We start from the raw sequence: 24,532 nt of genomic DNA, 5'->3' as shown, positions 1-24,532 counted from the left end.
GCGGCGCACGCCCCCAGCATCTGGGGATAAATCGACAGGGCAGGTTCCAGCCTGCCCGGCACATCAGAGGTTCTCGACCGACTTGAGCATCTCCGGGACGAACGAGGTGCGGGGCCGGATCAGCGTCGTCCGGACCGGACCGGGGCGCACGCGGATGGTGGCGTCGTTGGGGCCGAACCCGCCGGCGTTCAGCGGATCGTCGGAGAACTCGTACCCGTAGCCCTCGTCCTTCTTCCCACCGCCGCCGCCCTGAGCCTCCTGCGCGAACGCCGATGAGGCGACCACGCTCATAAGAACGGCAGCCACGACTCCCGCACCCAATCGGGTCAACCCTCTCATTTCAGCCTCCTCAGAATGTTTCGACGCAGTTACAGTGCCATTGTACCGCCTATCGCGGCGGCCGGTCAACCAGCTTCGCAAGCCATCGAGGCGGCAGAGAGCACGACCCACACTCGCCTCGACAACCGATTCAACCCAAGGTTCCCAGAGCGATGCCACGAAAGTGACCAGCCCCCCTCTCCATCCGTGACGGCGAGCATGCAGCGAGCATGCGGCGAGAGAGGGGGGCTGGTCGGGTTGCCTGACGCGCTGCGGTACGGCCCGACGCACCGGTAGAGCTCGCCCGGAATACTGCCGTATTCCTCGCTCGCTCTGCCGGGCTCGGGCCGCTCACGACGTGCGTCAGACAGGGTTCAGGACAACGCTCCTGCTGCCTACGGGGCCGGCGTGGCCCCTTCTCCGCCCTCGCCCTCGGCTCCGGCAGCGGCCTCCTGCTCGGCTTCCTTCGTCTTCATGTCAGCCTCGGCCGCCTTGCGCTCGGCCTCGGTCTGCTTGTTGAAGGCGATGATCTGGTCGATCTCTTCCATGCGCTCCTTCGACCGCTTCACCGCGTCAGCGAACTCGGCGTTGGAGCCCGCCTTCTGGATGAACTGGCCGAACAGCCCCTTCGCCGACTGGAGGGCGCCCTCGGCGGACTTGCCGCCCGACTTCGCCTTGTACTCCTGGGTGAGGATCGCCTCGTTGTAGTAGGTCTCGGCGCGCTCGGGGGCGAGCTTCTTCGCGGCGTCGAGCTCCGCGCTGGCGGCCGCCACCATGTTGTCGAAGTTCGAGTCGTCGATCTGACCGCGCAGGGCGAGCGCGAGGCCCAGGTGAGCGTCGTAGTCGTTCGGACGCATCTTCAGGGCCGCGCGGTACGCCTCGTCCGCCTGCTGGAACCCGCGGAAGCTCAGGTTCACCGCCGCGTAGTTCATCTGCGCCTCGTAGAAGGTCGGGTCGAGCTTCCTCGCCAGGTTGAACTCCTGAACGGCGCCGTTCAGGTTCGCGAGCTCGACCTGGATCATCCCCGCGGTGTTGTGGATCGGCGCGTAGTTCGGGTTCTTGCGGATGGCCTGGGAGCAGACCAGCGCGGCGAGCTCCAGCGCCTGCGTGTCGACCTTCTTCTGCTTGCTGACGTTGGTCGCGACCGCCTTGCCCGACTTCCGGCCGGCCTTCTGCTTCGCCGTCTCCAGGTAGTAGATGGCGAGCTGATTGAACGCCGGCATGAAGGCGTCGTCGACCGCCAGCGCGCTCTGGATGTACCGCTTCGCGCGCTGGAAATCGTTGGGTCCGTCGCTGTCGGCGACCTGGTTGCCGCGCTTCATGTACAGGAGCGCGAGGTGCACGAGCGCCTCGACGTTCTTGTACTGGGCGTCGACGACGGCGGCCTGCCGCATCTCGCTGATCGCCGCGTCGATGTTCCGCTCGCCCGACTCGGCCAGGTTGTAGAGCGCCACCTGGACCCGCGCGGGGTGGAACTTCGCGTTCTTCTGGAGCGCCTGCTGGAAGTACTTCTTCGCCTCCGAGTCGTTCTTGCAACGCTGGTACGCGAGCCCTGCGTTGTAGATCGCCTCGGCGAACGTCGCGTCCCCCTGCTCGTCCGCCGCGTCGAGGAAGAGCTGGGCCGTCGAGCTGCAAGTCGCCGCGCTCCAATCGCCAGCCTTGTCGTGCTGGACCATGGTGTCCATGGCGGTCTTGAACTTGTTGGCCGCCTCGACCGACACGGCGTTGCCCTTGCTGTCCGTGATCGCCTTGCCGGTCGTGGGATCCTTCGCCGCGTGCGCCGTGCCGCCGGTGCTACCGCCGCCACAACCCGCCGCGCCCAGAAGGAACACCGCGACCGCTGCCAATGAGGTGATGCTTCTCATGTTTCGCTCCATCACTTCCTGGGTCGGGTTGTGGCCCGATCGAGCGGCGAGCCTTCCTTGGAGGCACCGGACCGCGCCGGCGCTTCCTTCGTCTTCTCGTCGCCCTCTTCCTTGCTGGCAGCCGGCTTGTCGGTGACCGTCAGCGCTTCACGGTACGGGGTCCCGTCGAGGTTCAGCGGCGCGGGACGATCGCTCAGGCCGGAGTTGACCCGCGACGGGGCGCCGCGGAATTCGTCGATGAGGTGGTACTCGGCGCCGTAGTTCTTCGACAGCCACACCTCGCAAGTGCGCGAGTAGTCGTCGAAGTACTGGTACTTCACGGACAGGTCGAGGCAGGTCTTGAACGCGCCCTTCGCCATCTGCTTCTGCGGCTCGCTCGCCTCGTCCAGGCGCGAGTAGTACTCGCCCCTGATCTCGTCGTACGAGACGTCGGTTCCCGGCACCATTCCGCGACCCTTCCACTCCTTCGGGATCGGCGCGGCGCGGAACTCGGCGACGAACTTGCCCCACATCTGACCGACGCGCGCGCCGGCGGCGATGACCCACTTCGGCGGAGGCGTCGGCTCCAGCTTGAGGATCTTCTGGTACTCCGCGTCGGCCGCCTCGATCGCCGGGCGCTTCTTCTTCACCCAGTCGGCGACCTTGGTGTTGATGTGCTTGAGGACGTCCTCGCGGTTCCCGGCGCCCTTGTACTCGGGGAACTTGATCTTATCGACCTCCTTCCGCTTCTGCTCGGCGAAGTGGAAGTAGGCCTCACCCACCGCGGTCAGCACCTTGCCGAGCCGGCGCAGCTTCTCCGGCTCCTCGCCGCCGATCGCGTCGAGCTTCTTCAGCGCGGCCGCCGGGTCCTTCCAGTAGCCCCGGACCTTGTTGTACTCGCCGTTCGCCGGGGTCACGCTCTTCGTCTGCAGGAGGACGCGCGCGTACATCGCGTGCGCCTGCACCTGGACGTCGAACGTCGCATTGCGGTCGATCTGCGGCATCGCCGTCGACAGCCGCCGGCGCGCCTGATCCCAGTCCTCGCGGTCGATGTAGTGCGCGCCGATCGCGAACGCGATCTGCGCCGTCTGCGCCGGCTTCGCCTTGCCGTAGTTCTTGTTGAAGAGGTCGGCGTCCTTGATCGCCTGGTCCTCCTGGCCGAGGCCGAGCCGCAGCACGACCGAGTCCTGGAGCGCCTCCGCGGCCTTCTCCCCCTTCGGGTTCTCGCGGGCGTAACGCTCGTACCAGTTGGCCGCCTCGTCATAGACCGCGATCGCCTGGTAGTTGCCGCCGATCTCGTAGATCGACGTCTTCGCCAGCTCGGTGTTGTGGAGGTTGTACCGCGGGTCGAGCAGGATCTTGCGCGCCGCGATCGACTTGGCGATGAGGCGAGCGGCCTGGAACGCCTTCGCGGCGTTGTAGAGGACCTCCTCGCTCTTCTCGCAGGCGGGCTGCTTGGCCTCGCACGCGGCCTCGCCGTACTTCTTCCACATGTCCATGTAGGCGAGCGCGGCCTTCTCGTAGTTCTTGAGGGCCTCGACGCCGCCGGACGCGTCCGCCGCCTCGACGAGCTTCTGGGCGCGCAGGCGCTCGATGTCGCGCTGGATGCGGATCAGGATGCCGCACTGCTCGGCGTTCTCCTTCTCCTTGCCGCCCTTGCAGTAGAGGTCGATGAACTTGGGCACGTCCGCGGCCATGTCGTCGTAACAAGACGGACGCGGCGGGTCCATGTTCGCGCCGAGGACGTTGAGCGACTCGAGGTAGAGCTGCGAGGCGTAGATGCCGACTTCCTTGTCGGCGTGGTTCAGCGCCACGTCGCGGAACGCGAGCGCGGCCTCCTCCCAGTGCTGCGCCTCGAAGTACGTGCGGCCACGCGCGTACTTCACCTCGACGTACTGCTCCTGCGCCTCCTTGTCGTTCGCGGCGGGCTTGATGTAGCAGACGTAGCGGTTGAAGGCGGTGATCATGCCCTTCTGGCTGTCGTTGAACTCCTTGGGCTGGAACTTCGCCTTGTCCGCCTTCTTGTCCTTCTCGCCCTTCTTGCCCGTCCCCGGGTCGGGGAGGTTGCCCCCGCCCTTCTTGTCGGAGCCGTCCTTGTGGGTCTCGGTGTAGATGTTCTGGTAGCAGAGCACCGACGCGTACGCGGCCTCGGCCGCCTGCGGGCCGTTCGGGTCCTCGGCCACGACCGAGTCGAACGCAGGGCCGCACTTGGCCCAGTCCTTCTGGAAGTACAGAAGGTCGGCCATCGCGTACTTGATCTTGAAGATGTTCGGCCAGTCCTCCTTCAGGATGCGGGGGAACTCGAACCTGGCGAACTGCTCCTGCTTGAAGTTGTTGACGACCTTGTCGTAGAGCTGCGCGGCGAGCTGCATCGTCTTCTTGTCGCCGGTGCCGCGCACGCCGCCCGAGCCCACCGCCTCGAGGTGCCAGGCCATCGCCGTCTCGGTCAGCAGCCCGGCGGTGATGTTCGAGCACTTCAGCTTGGCGTCCGCCGGGTGCCCCTCGGTCTCGAACTTCTTGTGGACGTCGAGCTGGCGCCCGAGCACCTCCATGATCTGGTCCTTGTTGCCAGACTTCATGGCGAGCGTCGCCTCGGCGATGTGCCCCTGGTACACGCAGTACTTCGGGCCCCGGTCGCGGGTCATCAGGTCGGTGTAGAGCTCGATGCCCTCCTTGTAATGACCGGTGTCGAGGTAGTTCTGCCCGAGATCGTCCATCATCTTGAACGTCTTCTCGGAGCTGCCGCTCGCGTCGCCGCTGAGCGGCCGGAGGAAGTCATGGGACTTCCGCGGGTCGCCGGCGAGCGCGTAGACCGGGATGATGTCGCGGCGCGCGGAGACGGCGAGCTGGGCCGCGTTCGGCATCTGCTGGTACTGCTGGCCGTACTCGATCGTCTTCTTGAACTCGCTGATCGCGCGGGCGAAGTCGCCCTTGTTCCAGTAGACGTACCCGAGCTTGTAGTGGGCGTAGCCCCACACCTTGTTCTCGGGCGGCGGGTACTGCGTGACCTTGACGTACGACTGCTCGGCGAGGTCCCACTTGGACGGGTCGCCCTGCGCCTCGTTGAAGAAGAGCTCACCGAACGCGAGGTACGCGTTCGGGATGTACTTCGAGTTCGGCCAGTTCTTGATGAGCTCGAAGTAGACCTTGCGGGCGTCCTCGAGCTGCTGCGCCTGCTCGTACTCGTAGGCGAGGTAGTAGAGGACCTCGTCCGTGCAGCCCGTGCTCTTCGCGGGGTCGGCCGCGTTGGTGCTCTGGCAGTACTTCGGGTACTGCGTCTTGAGGTTCGTGTAGTACTTGATCGCGCTCTTCCGCGCGGCGACGAGGATCTTGTCGGCCTTGGCGATCTCCGCCCGCAGGCCGGCGACCGCCTTCGGGTTCTTCCGCTTGGCCTCGTCGGCCTTGATCTGCCCCTCGGTCTTGTCGCGGAAGGCCGCCGACTCGAGCTCGACGTAGCCCTCGGCGAGGCGCCGCATCAGCTTCGGCCGATCCGGCGCGTTCTTCGGCGTCGAGGCGTACAGGCCCTCGAGGCCCTGGATCTCCGTGATCAGCAGGCTCCGCACCTTCGGGGCGAGCCGATTCCGCCGCTCGTCGCGCTGCGCCGACGCCTGTGAGGCGGTCGGGTTGGCGGGCTTCGTGAGGTCGTCACGCTTCTTCAGGTTGATCCCGGTGGGGGCCGACTTGAAGCTGACCTGCGGCTTCTTTCCGGCCGACACCTGGAGCTTGCCGCCCGGACAGGCGGCGATCGCGTCCTTCGCGGGCTGCGTGATGCATGCGTCGGCCGCGGACGCGGGGCTCGCCGTGACCGCGCACGCCGCGACGGCCAACGTGCCTGCCGCCGCGCGGAGCGCATGCAGTACACTGAACTTCGACTGCTTCATCTCCATCTCCGTCCCTCCGCCACGGACCCCCGTGAGGAAGCGCTGCCTGCCCCGCGGACCAAGGCCGCGGGGCCAACCATGATGAATCGTCTCACTTGCTGCATTTCGACGTCACGACCTGCCGGTAGAAGCCCAGCTCATCGCGCCAGTACTCGCCGTCGAACGGCCAGAGCACGTGCTCGTCGTCGGGCTTGACGACGCCGTACGTGAGCGCGTCCTCCTTCGAGAGCTGCCCGCTGACGACCTGCTGATCGAGCTTGTTCCGCTCGGCCGCGGTGATGTCGATGAGGATCTTCGACGAGTCGCGGAGGTGCTCGTTGAGCTCGTCGAGGTTGCGCTGGTAGCGCTCCCGTCCGAGCGTGCCGGCGTTCCGGATCGCGAGGCTCCGCGCGAACTCGAGGGCGTCGGTCACCTCGCTGCCCACCGGGGAGTTGCGGAAGTTCGCGGGCGCTTGCTTGAACCGCGCCGCCTCCTCGTCGAGCACGCGCACGTACTCCATGTTGCGGCGGAGCTGGCGATCCGAGAGCGCATTCTCGACGATCGGGCGGACGGTCGGGGACAGGTTGGCCTTGCCGGCGCCCACGTCCTTCAGGAACTGGAAGAAGCGCTCCTCGTTCCCCTCGCCCTGGAACCGGTTCAGGATCGCCTCGAGCTCCTTCTTGATCGGCTCGTACTTCTTCTTCATCTTCGCGACGGTGATGGTCGCGTCGCCGTACTGGCAGATCGTGAACGAGACGACGGCCTTCAGGATGTCGGCCTCGGGGTAGAACGAGTTCGGGAAGTAGGGCGACTCGATCGTGTGGATGTTGCCGAGGGCCTGCGGGTACAGCCCGGCCATGAAGTACGCCCAGGACTGCTCGAAGAGGCTGTCCAGCCAGTACTCGCTCGCGACGTCGACGCGGTTCCAGTACTTGACCGCCGCCGAGAGCTTCGCGGCGTCGATCGTCGGGACGTTGTTGTCGTCGAGGCGGACTGAGGCGGAGTAGTAGGTCCGCGCCATCGAGAGGAACGCGAGGTCGCGCATGCGCGCCTCGTCCTCGACGCCCTCGACGCCGTCGTCGATGGCCTGGACGATCCGCTGGAACGACTTGACCGCCGGCACCGACTTGCGGAGCTGCACGTACGAGATGCCGCTGAAGAACTGGGCCTGGACGTAGTACTTGCTGTTGGGGTCGACCTTGGCGAAGAGGCTGATGGCCTCCTCGTAGTTCCGGTTCCGGTACTTGTAGCGGCCGAGCAGGTAGTTGAGCTGCCAGTAGAGGTCGCGCTGCTGGGGGTTGTTGAACCGCGCGATCTGCTCGGTCTTGTACTTGCCGACGCGCTCGATGATGTCCGCCGGCTCGGGGAGCTGCGTCGCGAGCTTGGACAGCCAGAGCAGCGTCTCGTTGAACTTCAGGTGGTTCGGCTTGTCGGCGATCTGCGAGAAGATCGCGTAGCTCGCCTGGTAGAACTGCAGCCGGTACAGCGCGATCGCGAGGTGGTACTGCGCGATCTGCCGGTTGCCCTCGTCGTCGCCCGTGTCGCCGTCGACGACCCGCTTGAGCTGCAGCGCGGCGTCGCTCCACCGCTCGCTGTCGAACAGCCGCTTGCCCTGGGCCGCCTGCTCGGTCATCTGGCCCGCGGTCACGGGGCCAGCATCCTCGTCGAGGTTGATCTCCTTGTTGGGCTTCGTGCCGCCCTTGGCGTCCGCCTTTTCAGCCGCGACGGGCTTACCCTTGCCCTGCGCATGCCCCATGGCGGGGGTGAGCAACAGGGCAGAAGCTACAAGGCAGATACTCGCCACCCGGTTCCGCATCGTCGTTCCTCGCTTTCGGCGACGTAAAGATCGTGGCCCCTTCGCCCCGTTCGCGGCTCCACACACCGGAAGCGCGCGCCGTAGACCCCCGAGGCGACTCGGTCGAGAACCAAAAAGTTCAATGAGAATCAACGGATACTTGCGTGTGGCCGGGGATGGTAGGATTGTGGCGCGCGGCTTGTCAAGCGATGCCAACGGTCGGCCTGCTCTACATTCCCGCCCTCAGACACCAGGCCCCGCGTCGAGCTTGGGGTGGCGCACTGCGTAGCAGTCGAGGGTGGAATTATAGAACCGATGCGCGCTCGCTTCCTTGAAGGGCTCGACGCGCCGGCGCGTCACGGCGGGCCGGTGACCGGCCGCTGCCAAGGGAGCGACGGGGGGCGGGGTCGAACGGTCCGCGCGGGCGACGGCCCCCACGTCGGCGGTGGCGCGCTCCATCCGGCTGTTGACGCTCCAGGCGCCCTTCGTCTAGGGTCCAACCGCTGACGTTGTGCCTTTGAGCACCTCGACTTGAGCGTTTTCTTGCCTCCCGTCCGCGCGCCTCTGCCGAGGCGATGGCGCGCACCGCCGCCGAAGGAGCACGTTCTGATGACCCGTTCCATTCTGTCCGGCCTGCTCGGCCTGCTCAGCGTCGTCGCTATGGCGAGCCTGCCCTCCGCGTGTGAAAGCGGCGGCGTGGGCGACCCGTGCCTGCCTGAAGACGAGTACGATCCGCAGTTCGCTGGCTTCAAGGTGACGGAAGAGAACATCGAATCGCGGTCCTTCCAGTGCCAGACGCGGATCTGCCTCGTGAACCACTTCCAGGGGCGCGTGAGCTGCCCGCTCGGCCAGGAGGCGCCGCCGACCTGTAACCCCCAGCAGCCCGGGACGTGCGAAGATTGCAGGCCCTCGGGGACCTACGCGCCCGACTGCGACCCGACGAGGGACGATCGCGGCGTCGGGCAGTGCCTCAGCGGCATGTGCGATCCGGGCGGCGCCTTCTGCCGGTGCTCCGGCCCCCAGGACTGCCCGAGCGCGGACTGGACCTGCGGCGAGAACGGCGTCTGCACGCTGCACATCTGCCACGACAACATCACCGGCTGCCAGGACCCGACCAAGTCCGCGGCGGAGAACGCGGGCAAGGCGTGCTGCGTGCCGGGGACCACGGATCCCGTCGCGTCGCCGGTCTGCGGTCAGTGCGCCGCCGACTCGGACCGGAACGCGGAGCAGGCGGTGTACTGCTCCTGCCGGTGCGGCGTGGCCGAAGGCGAGGATCCCGACCCGAACTTCAACTTCTGCACGTGCCCGCAGGGCTTCGAGTGCGCCGAGATCCGCCCGAACGTCGGGCTCGGGGACCCGAACATCACCGGCAAGTACTGCATCAAGGAGGGCTCCGTGTTCGAGAAGGAGCAGGACTGCGGCCAGGTGCAGGGCCGCTACAACTCGGAACAGTGCGAAGGCACGCCGTAGGCACCGGGTGACGGGCGGCCGCCCCCCGCGCAGCCCTCGACGAGCGCCGGCCGATCAGGCCGGCAGCACCCTCCCCTCAGACGACGAATCCGATTCACACGAAGGCCGGCGCCCGGGGCGCGCGGCGCGAGCAGGAGCGCCGCGGCCTCCCGAGCGCGACGACGCGCGGAGGGCGCTCGGGGCGCGCGCGGAGGACGCCGTCGTCGCCTACCTCGCGGCGCAGGGGATCGAGGTCGTCGCGCGCAACGCGCGGGTCGGTCGGCTGGAGATCGACGTGATCGCGCGCGACGGCCCCGTCATCGCGATCATCGAGGTGCGGACGCGCGGCGCCGGCTCGTACGTGCGCGCGCTCGACAGCATCGACGCCGGCAAGCGCGCCCGCGTGCGGCGCGCGGGCGAGCAGCTCTGGCGTGCCCGCTTCTCGCGTGTGCGCGGCGTGGAGCGGATGCGCTTCGACGCCGCGTCGGTGACGTTCCTCCCCAACGGCGAGACGAAGATCGAGCACATCAAAGCCGCCTTCTAGCGCGGCGCGGCGGCGCTGGGGCCCGGAGGAATGTACGCAGCCAGCGATCGCTGCGGTGTCGATTTTCGGGTTGATTTCGGGGCGATTTCGATGCTGCTGCGCGGGCGCGCGCCGCGCGCGATCGCGGTCAGGCGTCGAGCTGCTCTTGCATCTCGGTGCGGAGGCGCTTGAGCTGCGCGAGGCCCTCGGGGTCGATCTCGCGTGAGGCCTTCTGGGCGGGCGCGTCCGCCTCGAGCTTCTCGAGGACCGCATCCATCGTGGCGATCTTGGCCTGCTGGCGCGCCCGCAGATCCTCGACCATCTTCTCGAACGCCTCGAAGAAGTGCTGAAGCTCGTCGCCCTTCCGCAGCCGCTCGCGCACGACCAGCTTGCCCTCGCCGACCTGGCGGAGCAGGCGCTTCATCTTGAAGATCGGGCCGGCGATCTTGTGCGTGAAGACGATGCCCGCCACGCCGACGCCGAGGACGAGCAACGACAGCAGCGCGACGATGAGGCGGAGCAGCATCTGCTGGTTCTGCGCGACCTCGGCGGCCTGCTGCCCGAGCGCCTCGGCGCGCTGCTGCAGCATCGCCGCGTCGCGCTCGAGCCGCGCCTGCTCGTCCTTCAGCTTGCTCTCGTCGCGCTGCGCGGCCTCGCCGAAGGTCTTCGCGAGCTCGGGGTCGTCCTTGTACTCCTTCGCGATGTTCATCGCGACGACCTCGCTGACCCGGCGGCTCTGGACGAGCACCTCCTGGCCACGCTTGACGGTCTCCTGACCCTGACGGACGGTCTCTTGCCCCTGCTGCACCGCGCTGCGGCTCTGCTCGATGATCTTCGAGCTGGCGGTCCACAGGAGGACCCCGAGCGCGACGGAGAGCGCAAGGCTGATCCCCACGAGGAACCCCGTGTATTTGAGCTGGAATCTCTGATCGAGCAGGTAGTTCCGCGCGCTCCGCTGGTAGCGCGCTCTGACCTCCGGCGCGGAGGTCTGCGGGGCCGTGCTGGAAGCGTCGCTCATGGGATCCTCGAAGCTGGCTGGAGATGACAGGGGTCGTGACGCACTGAAAAAGCCAATGTCGAGCAGCGATGATGCGTCAGAGCGACGCGGCGACCTTCTGGAAGGTCTCGACCGCGTTCTCGACGCACATCTTCATCAGGACGTTCTCGCTCTGGACGTCCTTCTTTGGGGTGCCGCTCTGCGTGAGCTTGGGCGCGAACTCACCCTGGAGCGACTTGGACGGATAGGTCCACATGCTGACGCGGACCACCTGGGTGAGGTTGCCGCCCTGGTACACGGCCGGCTCGACCGTGGCGAGCAGGTAGAAGCCCTTCAGCTTCTTGCCGTTCAGAATCTTCTTGCCTTGAGCCACCGTCTCGCCCTTGGGCGCGACGGCGTAGCCGGGCTTCGCGAGGATCTTCGATTGCATCGCGGCCCGGAGGAGCGGCTCGATCTCGGACTCGGGGCGGCCGCTCTTGTTCGTGATCTCGATCGCCACGTAGTACTTCGTGTCCGCGCCCGGCGGAGGCGGCGCCACCGCGCCGCCCGCGCCGCCCGACGAGAGTGTCGCGATCGACTTCTGGATCTGCGACTTGACGGCCGGCGTCTGCTCGCGGCCCTCGGCCCGCTGCAGGCACGCGAGCCCCGCGGGCTTGCCGAGCCTGCCGAGCGCCGCGGCCGCCGCGACCTTGACCGACGCGTTGGCGTCCGAGAGCGCGTCGCAGAGCGGCTTCGTCGCCGCGTCGTCCCCCGACGCGCCGAGCGCCAGCGCCGCCTGCGTGCGCACGCGGTAGTCGTCGTTGGCCTTGAGCTGCTCGGCGAGGTAGCTCGTGCGCTGTTCCGCGTAGAGCCTCGTGGGGATCAGCGAGAGTACGAGCGCCACAACCAGCAACACGAGCACAGGAGAGGGGCGACGCATTCCACGTCCGACGATACACGAGCGCATCGCCGCCGTGGCGATCGGATGATCGTGCCTGCCCTCGAAATCTGGTGCGCACACGCTCGCACTTTTGCCTTGCATTCGCTCGCTCCTCGCTGCCGCCGAACTGAACGGTTTGACGCGCCCTGCGCGCGGGGCTTCAAGGCGATGAGCCATGGTGGAGCAGGGCGAACACGACATCACCATCCACTTATCTATCAACCGTACGCACCGTACGCGCCGTGCCGACGCGTCGACATCTTCGACGTGCACCGTCCGCTCACGTCCGCTTACGTCCGCGCTCGCGCGCGCCGCCAGGGCGACGGCCAGGCGGGCAGGCTCGAGCTCAGAACCGCGACGTGGCCGCTTCTCCTTGCCCGGGCGCTGCCGGCGTGACGAATAATGCGCGATCATGACGAGGAGCTCGCCGGAGGCTTTCGGGAGATGGGCCGCGTGAGACGGAGGTGGCCGGGGGTGCTCCTCGCGACGACCGCGCTCGCCGCGGCGCCCCTGGCGCACGCGCAGACGCAAGGTGCGCCGCTCCGCATCCATGTGCGGGGGAGCGCGCAGATCGACGCGGTCGCGTGGACCGAGCCCGGCGGGTTCGTCGTGCGCGGCAGCGTCGTCGACGACGCGCGGAGCGCGATCGCGGAGGCGCCGCTCTCCATCGAGGCGATCTCCAGCGGCGGCGCGCCGGTGGACCTGCCGCCGGCCGAGGGGTGCGCGGCCGACGGCGCGGCCCGCGCGCGCGAGCACCGCGCGTCGCAGGGCGGGTACGTCATCGCGACCGACGATCGGGGCGCGTTCTGCTTGCGGGGGCGCGCGCCGCTCGCCGACGCGACGCTGCGCGTCCGCTTCGCGGGAGGGAAGCTCCACGAGCCGGCCGAGGCGAAGATCCCGATCGAGGCGCACGCGGCCCCGCTCGCGCCGGTGATCCTCCGGTTCGATCCGCCGGTGGACGCCGTCGACCTCGATCGCCCCACCCTCAACGTCACCGTCGCGCTCCGGATCGAGCGCAGCGGCGCGCTCGCGGTCGGCGCGCCGTTCGAGCGCGAGCGGCTCGCCGTAGCGCTCGAGGACGAGCGCGGCGCGAAGCTCGCCGAGGCGCCGACCGGCGGCGACGGCAGGGCGCGGTTCGAGCTCGCGACGGAGAGCCTCGGCGGCGCCGGGCAGGGCGTGCTGCGCGCGCGCTTCGAGGGGACCGACGTGCTCGCGAAGGCGAGCGTCAGCCAGGGGATCGTCCGGTACGCGCAGGTCACGCTCGCGCTCTCCCGCCCCGTCGAGCCGGCGCGCGCGGAGGACGGAGTGCCGATCGAGGTCGACGTGCGCTCGTCGCGCGGCCCGGTCGAGGGCGGCGTGGTCGAGGCGCTGCGCGCCGGCGAGCCCGTCGGCGCGGCCGCCGTCACCTCCGGCAAGGCGCGGGTCATCGCCGCGTTCACCGCCGAGCGCGAGGGCACCGAGCCGATCTCGCTCCGCTACGTGCCCGCCGCCCCGTGGTGGATCCCCGGCGCAGAGCTCGCGATCGACGTGCCCGTCACGGGCCCCGGCGTGTGGCGGCAGGTCGCGCTCGCCGCCGCCGTGCTCGCGATCGCGGGCTGGGTGCTCGGCGGCTGGCGGCGCGCCCCGAAGCGCGCGGCGGAGCGCGCCAGCGAGGAGAAGCCCGCCGCGCCGCCCGGCCGCGCGGGGGTGCGGATCATGGGGCCGATCGACGACGCGACCGGCTGGCGCGGCGTCGTCTCCGACGCCCATGACGGCGCGCCGATCGCGCAGGCGGAGCTCACGATCGTGGTGCCCGCGTTCGACGGCAGCGGCGTCGTCGCGCGCGCGGTGACCGACGACGGCGGCGAGTTCTCGATCGAGGCGCCGCACCGGAGCGACGCGAAGCTCGTCGTCCGCGCGTCGACGCACAGCAGCTACGAGCAGGCGCTCCCGCCGCCGAGCAAGCTGGGTATCGCGCTGGTCACGCGGCGCCGCGCCGTGCTCGACCGCCTCGTCCGCTGGGCGCGGCGGCAGGGCGCCCCGTTCGAGGGTCCGCCGGAGCCGACGCCCGGGCACGTGCGCCGCGCGGCGAGCAGGGCCCAGCAGCACGAGGTGGAGCTGTGGGCGACCCGGGTCGAGCACGCCGCCTTCGGCCCCGATCCCGTGGACGAGCGGGTCGAGCAGGACCTCGGCGCGTCGGAGCCGAAGCCGGGCGTCTCGCAGCTCGCTCCTCCGTGAGCCTGGCGGCGCGCGGCGGCGGCCCCGCCGCCGCGCCGACCTGCAGTTTCGTTGGCCGGATCGGGCGCCCCCCGCGAGCGCACGTTGACGTATGGGGAGCGTCCCATATAGTCGGCTCCCTCGCCGGAGAACGCCAACGTGGAAATCGCCCTAATTATCGTCGGCCTCGTCGTGGTGGCGGCGATCGTCTACTTCATCACGAAGAAGGCGGCGCCACCCGAGATCGAAGCGCCCCCCGAACCGAAGAAGCTCCCGGAGAAGGCGAAGCAGCCCGCCGCCAAGCCGACCGACAAGCCGCGCCCCCCGAAGGCGGCGGCGGCGGAAGAGCCTCGGGCCAAGGCGAAGGAGCCCTCGCCGCGGGAGGAGCCGCCCGTCGCGGCGCCCCTCCCCATCGAGGTGCCCCTCGTGCCGCCCGCCGCCGAGAAGGCGGCGCCCGAGGCCGCGGCGCCCGTGGTGGACGAGGCTCCCCCCGTGGTCGAGGCGCCGGTCGTCAAGCCGGCCGCGCGGCCCGCGCGGGAGACGACGCCCCCCGGCGCGCGCAAGCGGGACATCGAGGGGCTCCGCAGGGGCCTCACCAAGGTGCGCGAGAGCGAGGGGTTCTTCGGCCGGCTCAAGGCCCTGTTCGCCGGCAAGAAGGAGATCGATCCCAACGTCGTCGAGCAGATCGAAGAGGTGCTGCTGACCTCGGACGTCGGCGTGAAGACGACAGAGCTGCTCCTCGACGAGATCCGCTCGGCGCTCAGCAGGAACGAGCTCGCCGACACGGACAAGGTCTGGGACGCGCTGCGCGAGCACGCGAAGCGGATCCTCCGCGTCGGCGCTGGCGGCGGGCTCTCGCTGAAGACGCAGCCCACCGTCGTCATGGTCGTCGGCGTCAACGGCGTGGGCAAGACGACCACGATCGGCAAGCTCGCGACGCAGCTCAAGGCCGAGGGCAAGACGGTGGTGCTCGCCGCGGGCGACACGTTCCGCGCGGCGGCGGTGCAGCAGCTCAACGTCTGGGGCAAGCGCGTCGGCTGCGAGGTCGTGCGCGGCAAGGACGGAGCGAACCCGGGCGCGGTGATCTTCGACGCGATCCAGAAGGCGAAGGACACGGGCGCCGACGTGGTGCTCGCCGACACCGCGGGCAGGCTGCACACGAAGACGAACCTCATGGAGGAGCTGGCCCGGGTCGCGCGCACGATGAACAAGGCGCTCGAGGGGGCTCCCCACGAGACGCTGCTGGTGCTCGACGCCACGAACGGACAGAACGCCATGCAGCAGGCCGCGCTCTTCAAGGAGGCGCTGCCCATCACGGGCATCGTGCTGACGAAGCTCGACGGCACCGCCAAGGGCGGCGTCATCCTCGGCATCTGCGCCGAGCACGGGCTGCCGGTCCGCTACGTCGGCATCGGCGAGCGCGCGGAGGACCTCCGCGAGTTCGAGCCCGACGAGTTCGTCGAGGCGATGCTCGGCCGCGCGAGCGGCGCCGAGGACGCCGCCGCCTGACGAGCTCGCGCCGCTCCGCGCGGCGCGAGCGATCTTTGCGTCACCTCCCAATCACTTTTCTCGACAGCGGTCCAAGAAACGGGCGATGGTCCCGGTGGCCTCGGGCCGCCGCGCCCGCGCCGCTGACCCGACAGGAGCCGCCATCGTCATGTACCCCGGTCGCACGCACATGGGCGGATCCGAGCCCGCGGTGATGTTGCAGTCCATCCGCTGGTCGGCCCGAGTCGACCAGGCGGTCCGTCAGGCGGCCCGCCACGGTCGTCCGTGGCAAAAGGATTTGGTTGTTGATCCTTTGATTTTCGGCGTGATATAGTCCGTCGGGCTTGGCGGTTGACCGAATTAATTAATAAATTCGAGTAGTTAGGAAGCTGTACTACCTGGGCGATCGATCGCTCGCATCGCACGGACTTCGGAAGGGATGGCGATGAACCAGGCTCGCGTGGGGCTTCTCGTTGCGGCTGCGCTGGTCGCGGTGCCGCTCACGGCGTCGGCTCAGCCAAAAGAGCAACCCAAGGAAATCAACCTCGACGAGCCAGAGACTCCTGCCGAGGGCACGGAGCCGGCGGAGGCCCCCGAGGCCCCGGCCGAGGGGGAAGGCGATGAGGCGGGGCTCGGGGACATCTGCAAGATCGACCCGTCGGCGTGTCCCACGATCGACTTGAACAAGGAAGCCGCGAAGGACCTCAACAATGAGACCTACGCGGTGCAGCAGATCTACGCGCTGCGCTATCACCGCTTCGAGGTGAACCCGTACTTCGGCCTGACGATGAACGACCAGTTCGTCGGTCACAACGGCCCCGGGCTCGCGATCAACTGGTACCTGACCAACGTCCTCGCGATCGGGGTCAACGGCAACTGGTACGGCGGCCTCAACACCCCGTCGGACTTCAACTTCCAGACGAGCAGGGCGGCCCGTATCGGTGAGCCGGTCACCGAGTATCAGTGGAACGCGAATGCGAACTTCACGTACGTCCCCGCGTACGGCAAGTTCGCAGGATTCAGCGACTTCATCTTCCACTACGACTTCTACGTACTGGGCGGTGTCGGCGCGATCTCGACGCGGCCCATCGCCGTCGTCGATCCGGACAACCGCACCTTCGACTGGAAGCCGAAGCTCGCGTTCCACGTCGGCGGCGGGATCCGCATCTTCTTCAACCGCTGGTTCGCGGCGATGGCCGAGGTCAGCGACTACATCTTCTTCGACGAACTCGAGAACCCCAGCGTCGCTCAGGGTCGCGCCCAGGACAGGAGCACGTGGCTCGCCGAGGGGAACAGCTTCACCAACAACGTGCAGGCACAGGTCGGGTTCTCGGTCTTCCTGCCGTTCTCCTGGGAATACCGGCTGCCAAAGTGAGGCCTTTGGACGTGGGGACGCGCGGACGCCGAGCGCGTGACATGAGGATGATTCAGCCAAAGACGGGGACAGGCATGATGCGTCGATTCGTCCAGAGCCTCTGCACCATGGTGGCAGGGCTTACCGGCTGTGCACTTCTGATGACGGCTGCGCCCGCGGAGGCGCAGGAGATTCAGCTCACGGGCCCTCTGGCCGGTGCGCCCGCCGTGCGGAAGCTCCGGCTCCACCGCGACGGGCGGTTCGAGGTCGCTCCAGGCGCGTCGTTCACGCTGCTGGACGAGTACCGGCGGACGATCATGCCGGGCATGCGCCTCACCTACCATCTCACGGACTGGTTCGGCATCGGCGCCTGGGGCGGCTACGGGTTCCAGTACAACACCGGGCTGACGGACGAGCTCCAGCGCGTGGCGATCGACGCGCGCGACTGCACCAACCGGTCGTTCACGAAGGAGTGCCAGCTGACCCGGGTCAACCTGACGCGGGGCGATCTCACGAAGGATCAGCTCGCTCAGATCCAGTGGGTCGCGGCCCCGCAGCTCACGTTCGTGCCCTTCCGCGGCAAGCTGGCGCTGTTCGCCGAGCTCTTCGTGGACACGGACGTGAACTTCTTCGCGGGCTACGCGGCCGTCGGGGTGAAGGAGCGCAAGCAGTGCAGCGAGAACTGCGCGACCACCTTCGGGCTCGAGAGCCGCCTCGCCTTCGCGCCGACGTTCGGCCTCGGCCTGAACTTCTACCCGTCGGACTTCATCGGCTTCGGCGCGGAGTGGCGCGCCCTACCGTTCGCGTGGAATACTTCGGGCTTCGACAACCACGGGCTCGGCACGGACGAGGCGTTCCCCGACAACAAGGTGGACGACAAGGATCGCGAATTCCACTTCACCAGCATGGTGACCGTGAGTTTGAGTATTCAATTCCCCACCGCCATCAAGACGACGGAGTAGACGGCTGCGCCGGCTCGGCGTGACCGGGCCGGCTCGTCCGGCGCAAGCCGGGCGAGGATCGCACCTGCCGGGGCCGTAAAATCGGCCCTCGGCGGTGGATGCCGACAGCTACGCCGGGTAGATTGGACCGCGGCGGCGGGACAGCCACCAGAGGTCAGCGTTGGGTATTTTCGATTTTCTCTCCAAGAAGAGCAATCCCCCCGCCGGAGGCGCCTCCTCCGACAAGAAGGTGGCCGGTCTGGCCAAGGTCGTCGCGGACAAGCGGGCCCAGACGTACGACCGCCTCGACGCCATCCAGTCGCTCGCCGGGATGAAGAGCGCCGACGCGGCGGCGGCGCTCCTCCGGCGCTTCACGTTCTCGATCGATCCCTCGATCACGGATCAGGAAGAGAAGGATCTGGCGTTCCGGGGGATCGTGGACGCCGGCAAGGACGCGGTGCCGGCCGTGGTCGAGTTCTGCCTCAAGGCCGAGGCGCTCACCTGGCCGCTCAAGGTCCTGCGGGAGGTGCTCGATGAGGCGGATTACCGCGCCGAGCTCGTCCGACTGCTCGATCGGTTCGACACCGAGTACGCGCGCAACGTCGAGCCGAAGCAGCAGCTCATCGTCGCGCTGGGCGACATCAAGGGCGACGACGTGCGGATCGCGGTGGAGCGGTTCCTCGAGGACGTCAACGAGACGGTCCGGTTCCACGCCGTGCAAACCATCTTCTCCCAGGACAACGAGGCGAGCGTGCCGGCGCTGGTGAAGATGCTGCCCGCCGAGGAGTCGGTGCGGGTGAAGAACAAGGTGGCCGAGGGCCTGATGGGCCGGGGCTGGACGGTCCCGGCCGAGCTGCGGGGCAGCGCGAACCAGGCGCTCCAGGATTCGAACGGCTTCAGCGTCGGCCCGGACGGCAAGCTCCGGAAGGGCGCCGGCTACGGCTGACAGCGCGCTTTTGTGACAGGGCTGCTCGTCCTGCGATCCGGTTGACAGCATCGCCGCGCGTGGACGAAACTCCGCCTCATGCTTGTTCAGCCCTCGGCGGCTGCTGAGAGCGGAGGCCGCACACGCCGGCCCGCACCACAGGAAAGCGAGCGCAGAGTCCGTGATTGAGCACCGCTCGTCGATGGCGGAGCTCCCGTCACGACGCCCTGAGCCGCGCCATCGCTCCGGCGGGGCGCGGCCAGCAACGCCCCCACGAAGCGCGCGGTGCGTCTCGCTGCCGCGCGCGCTGGCCGCTGCCTGCCTGTTGCCCTGCGCGCTCGCGCCGCGCGGCGCGGCCGCAGCCGACTTCGAGGTCGAGTCGACCACGGGCGTCCAGGCCTACGAGGTCGCGAGCCCCTGGGGGAACACGAACATCGAGCGGCGGCGCCTCCTGCAGACGCTGGGGCTCGCCGTCTACAACCTCCAGGGCGACTCTGCTCCAGGGGAGGCCGACTACTCGGCGACCCTGCGGCTCCGGCTCGACGCCGACTTCGGGGTGAACGGCCACCTCGAAGGCCCCTATCAGGGCGGCGAGACCGACTACAGCGTCGCGGGCGGCTCTCGCTTCGTCCCGGGGCTCCAGGAGGCGCCGCTCGACCTGATGTACGCGTACTTCGAGGGCCGGAAGGTCGCCAGCGGCTGGCTCGGCTTCCGGGTCGGCCGGCAGTACGTGAGCGACGTGCTCGGCTGGTGGTCGTTCGACGGCGCGCTCCTCCGGGTGACGACGCCCTACTACGTCCAGCTCGAGGCGTACGGCGGCCTCGAGCAGCGCGGCGGACTGCCGCTCTCGACGTCGCGCTACGAGCGCCAGGGGATGTGGCGCGGCAGCCATCGCGGCTTCGGCAGCGACAAGACCCAGCCCGGCAGCGCGGCCGACTACCCGTCGTACCACGAGGCCGGCCTGGCCCCCGCCTTCGGCGTCGCGCTGGAGAGCGCCGGTCCGAGCTTCGTCCACGGCCGGCTCACCTACCGGCGCGTCTACAACCTGGGGACCACGGTCAGCCGGCAGTTCCAGGACCAGAGCGGGGCGGTCCGCACGGTCGATGGCTCGCGTGTCTCGCAGGATCGGCTCGGGTACGCCGCCGACATCAACAAGCCGGATCTCGGCGGGATCAAGGGCGGGGTCACCTACGACTTCTACAACCAGCTCGTCGGCTCGTTCTACGGCGGCCTCGAGGTCTACGCGGGCAGCCGGGTCACGCTGGGCGCGGACGTCGACTACTTCGTTCCGACGTTCGACGCCGACTCGATCTGGAACTGGTTCACCCACGATCCCATCACCACGATCACGGGGCGGGCGGCGATCGACATCACCCGGGAGGTGGACCTCGCGGCCTGGGGCGGCACGCGGATGTGGATCGCCGAGGGGAACCCGGAGGAGTTCGGCGCCGATCAGTGCGAGCTCAAGGGGCTTCAGCGAGATTGCCTCGGGACGACGGTGCTCGATCCGTCGAGCGACAGCGATCTCGAGGACTACGCGCGCGACGAGAACAACCGCGCCGCCACGATCACGACCGACGTGCTCGCGAACCTCGCGGGCCGCTACCGCACGCGCACGACGTCGGTCGAGCTCCGCGGGATGCTGCAGACCGGGGAGCGCGGGCGGCGGACGGGGGCCGATCTCTCGGGAGAGAAGCGGCTGCACGGGCAGCGCTACGCGCTCGGAGCGCGGGTGTCGCTGTACAACTGGGAGGACCCGCTCAGGCCGGACCGGGGCGCGACGTCGTTCGGGTATGTCCTCGGGGCCGGGTACCGGCCGGGTGAGGCCGCTGACTTCAAGCTCGAGTGGGAGCACGACATGAATCGGCTGGTGGGCCAGCGCTTCCGGGTCGTCGGCCTCGTGAACCTGCGGGTGGCGCCGTGAGCGAGGATCGGATGGACGCAGGACAGGACGGCCAGCGCGTGGACGCAGGGCAGGACGGCCGGCGCGGCGCGCGGCGGAGCGAGGCGAGGTTCGTCCCCGGGTGGGTCGCGATCGTCGCGTGCCTGGGCGCGCTGGCGCTCGCGATCGTGGGCCCCGAGGCGGCCGCCCAGCCGAAGCCGTCGGCGGCGGCGGAGGACGAGGGCGAGGAGGCCGCCGAGGGCGCGGACGACGCCGAGGAGGGGACCCAGGGCGAGGCGGGCGCGAAGCCGCCGCCCGGCGGGTACACGTCGGGCCTGCACCCGATGCCCGGCGACGCGGAGGTGCCGCTGGCGTGGATGCCGCCCGGGACGAGCGCGACGCCGATCCCGAGCGACGAGATCTACCCCCCGCAGACGCTGACGATCCGCTTCAACCACAAGAAGCACGTCAAGGGGCTCCGGCAGACGTGCAAGTCGTGCCACGCGGCGGCCTACACGAGCAACGCGGTGTCGGACCGGCTGCTGCCGAGGCCGGGCCAGACCTGCGACAACTGCCACGACGTCGATCACTCCGACCTCACCCAGGTGAAGGCCGGCACGAACGAGAACGGGCAGTGCGCTTACTGCCACATCGGCGAGGACGCTGGTAACGGCGGCAAGGTGGCGCCGCTCGTGCTGCCGCACGCGAACCTCCGCTTCCCGCACCAGAAGCACGTGGACCGCAACATGAAGTGCAGCCAGTGCCACGGCCGGGTCGACCAGCTCGAGCTCGCCACCCGGGAGCAACTGCCCCGCATGGCTGGCTGCTTCAGCTGCCACAACATGAGCGGCGCGGCCCAGGGCGACGCGAAGAGCGACTGCGATGTCTGCCACCTGACGCGCCCCGACGGGCGGCTCGTGACCGCGTTCGCCACGGGCGATCTGCTTCCGCCCCGGTGGCTCCACAACGCGGGGCACACGCCCGACTGGCTCGAGCGGCACAAGCAGATCGCCGCGAACGACAGCGCCTTCTGCGGGACGTGCCACACGGACAACTACTGCACCGACTGCCACGACGGGAAGGTCCGTCCGCGCAACGTCCACCCGAACGACTTCCTCTCGATGCACGCGCAGGCGGCCCGACAGGACAATCCGCGCTGCGTGAGCTGCCATCAGCAGCAGACGTTCTGTGCAGATTGCCACCGCCGGACGGGCGTGGCGCGCGACGCGCCGAGCGCCACCCGGCCCGCGGGGCGCCGCTTCCATCCGCCGCCGGCGGAGTGGACCAACGCGCCGCGGAGCGCGAAGCACCACGCCTGGGAAGCCGAGCGAAACCTGAATGCGTGCGTTTCCTGCCACACCGAGCGGGACTGCGCGACATGCCACGCGACCCGCGGAGCGTCAGGCGGGCAGGGGCTGAACCCGCATCCGCTCGGGTTCGAGAGCAAGTGCAAGACGGCGTTCTCGCGGAACCCGCGCCCGTGCCTCGTGTGCCATCAGTCGAGCGACACGTTCCTCCAGCGTTGCCAATGAAAAGTCAAAATCGGTCAGTATATTCCTTGCCCTGGCCTTCCGGCGACGGGTATAGCGAGGTGCGCGCGGCTTCCCTAACGATCGCCGCGAACGCCAAGGAGAACGGGCGTGAAGGAGCTGATCAAGTACCTGATCGACAACCTCTATCTCGATTTCCAAGGGGAAATCACGCTGGAGACAGTGCGGGGCTTCCTCCGCGAGGACGACGGACGGGAGGCGCGCCAACTTTTGTCGAAGCTCATCGAGGAGAAGGGGGTGGACGACATGCTGATCACGCTGGCCGACTGTCTCAAGGAGCACATCCAGAGCGGGGTGAACGAGAAGGTGGTGCGCGAGCAGCTCTCGCTCTACGCCGAAAGCTGAGCAGGCCCGCCCGCGCGGCGCGCCTCGCTCCCCTCCCCTTCTGCCTGCTCGCAGCCCTCCCGACGGCGGGCTGCGACGTCGGCGAGGCCTCGTACCAGCCGGTCGACGCCCCCCCTGTGCAGTTGATCGAGGCGCGGGCCACGACCAGCCTCGACCAGAACTACCAGCCCGTCCGTACCGCGCTCGACCCGACCGGCGCGACCCAGGTGCTGTCGACCGCGAGCATCGTGCTCAAGTTCGATCGCTTCCTGCTGCCGCGCGCCGTGGGCGGCGCGGCGCTCGCGGACTTCGTGTGCCTCTCGGGCGACCTGGCCACGCAGGTCACGACGCAGGCGGACTGCCTCAACCCGATCCCGCTCGCGGCGACGTACAACCCCGTGCAGCGCGAGGTCATCCTCCGCCAGGTCGAGGGCGTGCAGGGCCTCGTTCCGGGGAGCCGGTACGCGCTCACGGTCCTCAAGCCCGTCGACGACGACGCGCCGTCCGGCGTCCGCGCGTTCGACGGCGCGCCGCTCCGCGACAACGTGCGCGTCGAGTTCACCGTCGCGGCGACGAACCCGCCCCAGGCGATGCCGGAGTTCAGGATGCCGGGCGGCGACTTCTACTGCCAGCGGGACCTGGAGTGCGTGGCGGCCATGTGCCCCGACGATCCGCTGTGCGGCACCTGCGTGAAGGGGGCGGCGTATCTCCTCGCCACGTGCATAGGCTGCCACATCGAGGGGAACGCCTCGGCGGGGCTGAACCTGAGCGTGGGGGCGCCGCTGTTCAACAACGCCGCGCCGCTCCTCGAGACGGCGATCGGGCACGCCGCGCACCAGACCCAGATCGGCGAGCACGCGTACGTGGCCGAGAAGACCCCGGAGCGCTTCGGCAGGGCCATGCCGCTCATCGATCCGAACAACCCGGGGAACAGCTACCTGCTCTACAAGATCATCGTCGGGGAGAGCGCGATCGACCCCTCGTTGACCGGCGAGGCGGCCGAGCAGCTCCGCGAGGAGACCGAGCGGCTGCGCGCCGCGTTCGTCATGGGCATGCCGATGCCGCCCCCGGAGACGGGCCCGGTGTTCAGGTTCTTCCCCGAGCAGCCGGGCGATCCGACCCTCACGCCGTACGTGGACGGGATGGACATCCTCTCGGCGTGGATCCTCGCCGGTGCCGTGCCGCGCGACTGCTCCACGCCGGCCCCCTGACGGCCCGACGGCGCCCGCGCGCCGTCACATCACGCGATTCCGTCCGCCCTTCTTCGCGTGGTAGAGCCGCTCGTCGGCGCGGCGGTAGAGCTCCATCGGTGAGACCGGCGCGTCCGGCGTCACGGCGGCGACGCCGAAGCTCGCCGTGACGGCGATCTCGCCCTCCTCGAAGCGGAACGGCGTGCGCTCCACGATGGCGCGCAGCTTCTCGGCGACGACGCGCGCGCTGTCGAGCGGGATCTCCGGGACCAGCAGCGCGAACTCCTCCCCGCCGACGCGCGCGAGGACGTCGTCGCGGCGGACGTTCGCGGCGGCGAGCGCGGCCATCTGGCGCAGCACCGCGTCGCCCGTGAGGTGGCCGCGCGTGTCGTTGATGCTCTTGAAGTGATCGATGTCGAACATGATGAGCGAGAGGTGACGGTGGTAACGGCACGCCCGCGACACCTCCCGCTCGAGCGCGACCTCGAAGGAGCGCTTGTTGTGGACCTGCGTCAGCCCGTCGAAGGTCATCAGACGGTAGATCTCTTCGTGGTACGAGAGCTCGACGTTCCCACCCTGGATGAACTTGAAGATCGTCCGGCCGATCTTGACCTGGTCACCGTCCTTGAGCGCGCGCTCGTCGACGGAGATGTCGTTCACGTACGTGCCGTTGGTCGAGCCGAGATCGCGGACAACGTAGCTCATCCCCGTCCACGAGATGCGCGCGTGGCGCCGGCTCACCGCCTCGTCGTCGAGCGGGATATCGGTCTGTATCGAGCGCCCGCACTCGATCGCTCCGGTGCCGAGCGCGATGCGGCGACCGAGCTCCGTGCCGTAGATCACGACCAGGCACGCGGTGCCGGGCTCCACCGGGATCGCGGGCGGCGCGATCGAGGTACAGGTGACGAGCGTCTGCCGATGATCGTTCTCTTGCTTCGCCACGCTGGAGGACCCAAGTACACCAGAGCCGGCCTCGC

At 68.9% G+C, this 24,532-nt stretch carries 19 protein-coding genes; 12 read left to right on the top strand and 7 right to left on the bottom strand.

Annotated elements, in window-relative coordinates; genetic code table 11:
* Positions 1-63: 63 nt before the first annotated feature.
* The 4 genes from WME76_RS10855 to WME76_RS10840 all read right to left on the bottom strand — a co-directional run bounded on the left by WME76_RS10855 (position 64) and on the right by WME76_RS10840 (position 7,793).
* A complete protein-coding gene (locus WME76_RS10855; RefSeq protein WP_434047331.1) occupies positions 64-306 on the bottom strand; it encodes a hypothetical protein in 243 nt (80 codons plus the stop codon).
* Between the two features lie 407 nt (positions 307-713).
* The gene (locus tag WME76_RS10850; protein WP_437960069.1) at positions 714-2,183 is read right to left on the bottom strand and encodes a tetratricopeptide repeat protein; all 1,470 of its coding nucleotides are present in this window, start codon (positions 2,181-2,183) and stop codon (positions 714-716) included.
* A gap of 11 nt (positions 2,184-2,194) precedes the next feature.
* Positions 2,195-5,989: a hypothetical protein gene (locus WME76_RS10845; protein WP_437960068.1), complete on the bottom strand. Its 3,795-nt coding sequence runs from the start codon at positions 5,987-5,989 to the stop codon at positions 2,195-2,197.
* A 145-nt stretch (positions 5,990-6,134) separates the two neighbouring features.
* A complete protein-coding gene (locus WME76_RS10840; RefSeq protein WP_437290730.1) occupies positions 6,135-7,793 on the bottom strand; it encodes a tetratricopeptide repeat protein in 1,659 nt (552 codons plus the stop codon).
* Between the two features lie 633 nt (positions 7,794-8,426).
* Here WME76_RS10840 and WME76_RS10835 point away from each other — a divergent pair.
* Positions 8,427-9,287, top strand: coding sequence for a hypothetical protein (locus WME76_RS10835; RefSeq protein WP_437960067.1), 861 nt, complete (start codon positions 8,427-8,429; stop codon positions 9,285-9,287).
* A 7-nt stretch (positions 9,288-9,294) separates the two neighbouring features.
* Positions 9,295-9,810, top strand: a complete 516-nt coding sequence (locus WME76_RS10830) for a YraN family protein (RefSeq protein WP_437960066.1) — start codon at positions 9,295-9,297, stop codon at positions 9,808-9,810.
* A gap of 127 nt (positions 9,811-9,937) precedes the next feature.
* Here the strand turns inward: WME76_RS10830 and WME76_RS10825 are convergent, their stop codons facing one another.
* Positions 9,938-10,807, bottom strand: a complete 870-nt coding sequence (locus WME76_RS10825; RefSeq protein ID WP_437960065.1) for a HAMP domain-containing protein — start codon at positions 10,805-10,807, stop codon at positions 9,938-9,940.
* 76 nt (positions 10,808-10,883) lie between these two features.
* Positions 10,884-11,681 (bottom strand): HEAT repeat domain-containing protein, encoded by a 798-nt coding sequence (locus tag WME76_RS10820; RefSeq protein ID WP_437960064.1) that lies wholly within the window; start codon positions 11,679-11,681, stop codon positions 10,884-10,886.
* A 468-nt stretch (positions 11,682-12,149) separates the two neighbouring features.
* On the opposite strand from WME76_RS10820, the gene WME76_RS10815 reads away from it, so the two are divergent.
* The 10 genes from WME76_RS10815 to WME76_RS10770 all read left to right on the top strand — a co-directional run bounded on the left by WME76_RS10815 (position 12,150) and on the right by WME76_RS10770 (position 23,576).
* On the top strand, positions 12,150-13,922 hold the full coding sequence (locus WME76_RS10815; RefSeq protein ID WP_437960063.1) for a carboxypeptidase regulatory-like domain-containing protein: 1,773 nt from the start codon (positions 12,150-12,152) through the stop codon (positions 13,920-13,922).
* A gap of 138 nt (positions 13,923-14,060) precedes the next feature.
* A complete protein-coding gene (gene ftsY, locus WME76_RS10810; RefSeq protein ID WP_437960062.1) occupies positions 14,061-15,410 on the top strand; it encodes a signal recognition particle-docking protein FtsY in 1,350 nt (449 codons plus the stop codon).
* 85 nt (positions 15,411-15,495) lie between these two features.
* A complete protein-coding gene (locus WME76_RS10805; RefSeq protein WP_437960061.1) occupies positions 15,496-15,723 on the top strand; it encodes a hypothetical protein in 228 nt (75 codons plus the stop codon).
* A gap of 126 nt (positions 15,724-15,849) precedes the next feature.
* The gene (locus WME76_RS10800; RefSeq protein WP_437960060.1) at positions 15,850-16,764 is read left to right on the top strand and encodes an outer membrane beta-barrel domain-containing protein; all 915 of its coding nucleotides are present in this window, start codon (positions 15,850-15,852) and stop codon (positions 16,762-16,764) included.
* Between the two features lie 74 nt (positions 16,765-16,838).
* Positions 16,839-17,705, top strand: a complete 867-nt coding sequence (locus tag WME76_RS10795) for a hypothetical protein (RefSeq protein WP_437960059.1) — start codon at positions 16,839-16,841, stop codon at positions 17,703-17,705.
* A gap of 160 nt (positions 17,706-17,865) precedes the next feature.
* Positions 17,866-18,630 (top strand): HEAT repeat domain-containing protein, encoded by a 765-nt coding sequence (locus WME76_RS10790; RefSeq protein WP_437960058.1) that lies wholly within the window; start codon positions 17,866-17,868, stop codon positions 18,628-18,630.
* A gap of 304 nt (positions 18,631-18,934) precedes the next feature.
* On the top strand, positions 18,935-20,533 hold the full coding sequence (locus tag WME76_RS10785) for a hypothetical protein (protein WP_437960057.1): 1,599 nt from the start codon (positions 18,935-18,937) through the stop codon (positions 20,531-20,533).
* An 11-nt stretch (positions 20,534-20,544) separates the two neighbouring features.
* Positions 20,545-22,023 (top strand): cytochrome c3 family protein, encoded by a 1,479-nt coding sequence (locus WME76_RS10780; RefSeq protein ID WP_437960056.1) that lies wholly within the window; start codon positions 20,545-20,547, stop codon positions 22,021-22,023.
* A 108-nt stretch (positions 22,024-22,131) separates the two neighbouring features.
* Positions 22,132-22,386, top strand: a complete 255-nt coding sequence (locus WME76_RS10775) for a hypothetical protein (protein WP_020735484.1) — start codon at positions 22,132-22,134, stop codon at positions 22,384-22,386.
* Between the two features lie 116 nt (positions 22,387-22,502).
* Positions 22,503-23,576 (top strand): hypothetical protein, encoded by a 1,074-nt coding sequence (locus tag WME76_RS10770; protein WP_437960055.1) that lies wholly within the window; start codon positions 22,503-22,505, stop codon positions 23,574-23,576.
* 24 nt (positions 23,577-23,600) lie between these two features.
* Here WME76_RS10770 and WME76_RS10765 read toward each other — a convergent pair whose 3' ends face one another.
* Positions 23,601-24,497 carry a diguanylate cyclase gene (locus WME76_RS10765; RefSeq protein WP_433936055.1) on the bottom strand — a complete coding sequence of 299 codons (897 nt, stop codon included), beginning with the start codon at positions 24,495-24,497 and terminating at the stop codon, positions 23,601-23,603.
* Positions 24,498-24,532 lie beyond the last annotated feature (35 nt).

This window comes from Sorangium sp. So ce119, assembly GCF_051524405.1.
Classification (GTDB): Bacteria; Myxococcota_A; Polyangia; order Polyangiales; family Polyangiaceae; genus Sorangium; species Sorangium cellulosum_G.
Note: the sequence above shows the minus strand (reverse complement) of the source record. Positions and strands in the feature narration are given on the sequence as shown.

What these genes read in the sequence shown, in the direction of transcription:
- WME76_RS10850 (WP_437960069.1), bottom strand. Translation starts at nt 2,183, where the DNA reads ATGAGAAGCATCACCTCATTGGCAGCGGTCGCGGTGTTCCTTCTGGGC.
- WME76_RS10835 (WP_437960067.1), top strand. Translation starts at nt 8,427, where the DNA reads ATGACCCGTTCCATTCTGTCCGGCCTGCTCGGCCTGCTCAGCGTCGTC.
- WME76_RS10825 (WP_437960065.1), bottom strand. Translation starts at nt 10,807, where the DNA reads ATGAGCGACGCTTCCAGCACGGCCCCGCAGACCTCCGCGCCGGAGGTC.
- WME76_RS10815 (WP_437960063.1), top strand. Translation starts at nt 12,150, where the DNA reads ATGGGCCGCGTGAGACGGAGGTGGCCGGGGGTGCTCCTCGCGACGACC.
- WME76_RS10805 (WP_437960061.1), top strand. Translation starts at nt 15,496, where the DNA reads ATGGTCCCGGTGGCCTCGGGCCGCCGCGCCCGCGCCGCTGACCCGACA.
- WME76_RS10795 (WP_437960059.1), top strand. Translation starts at nt 16,839, where the DNA reads ATGATGCGTCGATTCGTCCAGAGCCTCTGCACCATGGTGGCAGGGCTT.
- WME76_RS10780 (WP_437960056.1), top strand. Translation starts at nt 20,545, where the DNA reads ATGGACGCAGGACAGGACGGCCAGCGCGTGGACGCAGGGCAGGACGGC.